Genomic DNA, 1,394 nt, shown 5'->3' with positions numbered 1-1,394 from the left:
GAGACTATCTCATGACGTCCCGCATCTGGGTAAAGGGGGACTGCAATCCCGGCGAGCAATTATGCAAAAACGTCCATGTGGGGTACCTTTTGGGCTTGAGATGATTGTTTGGTCACAACCATCAAAGCCAGTAACCCTCAGCTCGAAAACCGAGATGTCAGATCTCGTCCCACCTTTTACAGATTATCTTTCGAAAGCCAACATCGCAATGTGTGCTATGTCACTTCTTTTAATGCAAGCGTTGAATAAATCTTCGCAATCCTTTTCTTTATGACCTAACAGAAAATCATGTTCGATACCTGTAACGCTCACGAGCCAGTCAGCGTCAGCTCTTGCATGGACCAGCGCTTGCGAAATTACCTTTGATGGCAAATAAAATTTCTGAGAGGTCTGATCGAGGCCCACCCTATGGAATGTCCTGGAAAGTTCTTGCCTGTTTTTCCATCCTTTCTGGCGATACAGCTCTGTCATGTATGATGCGATCTGCACTTGATAAGAGTTCAGGGATGAATTCACATTGATCAAGGAGAAATGCTCATTAGGCACTTCTAACCCAGACCGCTGCAGGAAATCTCGGACCACACAACCTTCGGCGAGGGCTGCCTTTTCATACGGATTAAGCGAAACGTTCGACCGACCGAAAACTTCGAGGAATTTCTCGAATAGCTCCCGATACATTGGGTATGGGACTCTTTCGAATACGTCCTCGAGAGTGGCGTTTCCTTGTTTGATGATCTGCTGTGAGAAGCTGTTTGCCCAGCTCTGAACACCTCGAAAGTATCCGATAACCTTGAATTTGGAGACGCCGCAGTTCACAAAGAAATCTCGCGCGTCTTGAACTTCCTCGTGCTTCAGAGCGCAAAAGTCCTCAGCGGAAATTACGATCTTCTGATTGCTCTGCTGGGCGCTCTTCACTTCATTGCGAAGTACCATCCTCGCTTCATCGCGAGTCATTTTCCTGAATGGGATTCCGTGTCCGAACTTCAATTTGCGATAGTAGGAAAGGCTATTCTTGTTGCCGAATGCAGGTGATATAATAAATGAGTGGTTGCGGATCTTGCCATTTAAATACCTAAAATTCAAACAATCAAGTTTCCTATCGACCGCACCGAGACTTCTCTGAATTGAGGATGTGCCTGTCTTGTGTTGGCCTATGTGTAAGATCGCTTCGGTCAATTTTCTTCCTCGGGTAAACACGTCGTTTCGTGATATAACACCTAGACAGCTGATCCGACATTCCTCTGATGGCCTGCCGTCTGACGTCATGATCAGCTGAATATGCTCGTTACTTGACACCTAGTCTCAAATCAAAGGAAAAACTTTCAGGAACATACATATAACAGCCCGTTGAAAAAGTCCGGGTAAATTCAGAAGTGAGGTGCAACATGGTCGGC

The 1,394-nt window shown here is 46.1% G+C and carries 1 protein-coding gene; it reads right to left on the bottom strand.

Annotation, left to right across the window (positions count from 1 at the left end):
• Window positions 1-183 precede the first annotated feature (183 nt).
• Window positions 184-1,176, bottom strand: coding sequence for a hypothetical protein (locus tag E1297_RS01795; protein ID WP_155133134.1), 993 nt, complete (start codon window positions 1,174-1,176; stop codon window positions 184-186).
• Window positions 1,177-1,394: the final 218 nt, after the last annotated feature.

This window comes from Roseibium sp. RKSG952, assembly GCF_009711355.1.
Note: the sequence above shows the minus strand (reverse complement) of the source record. Positions and strands in the feature narration are given on the sequence as shown.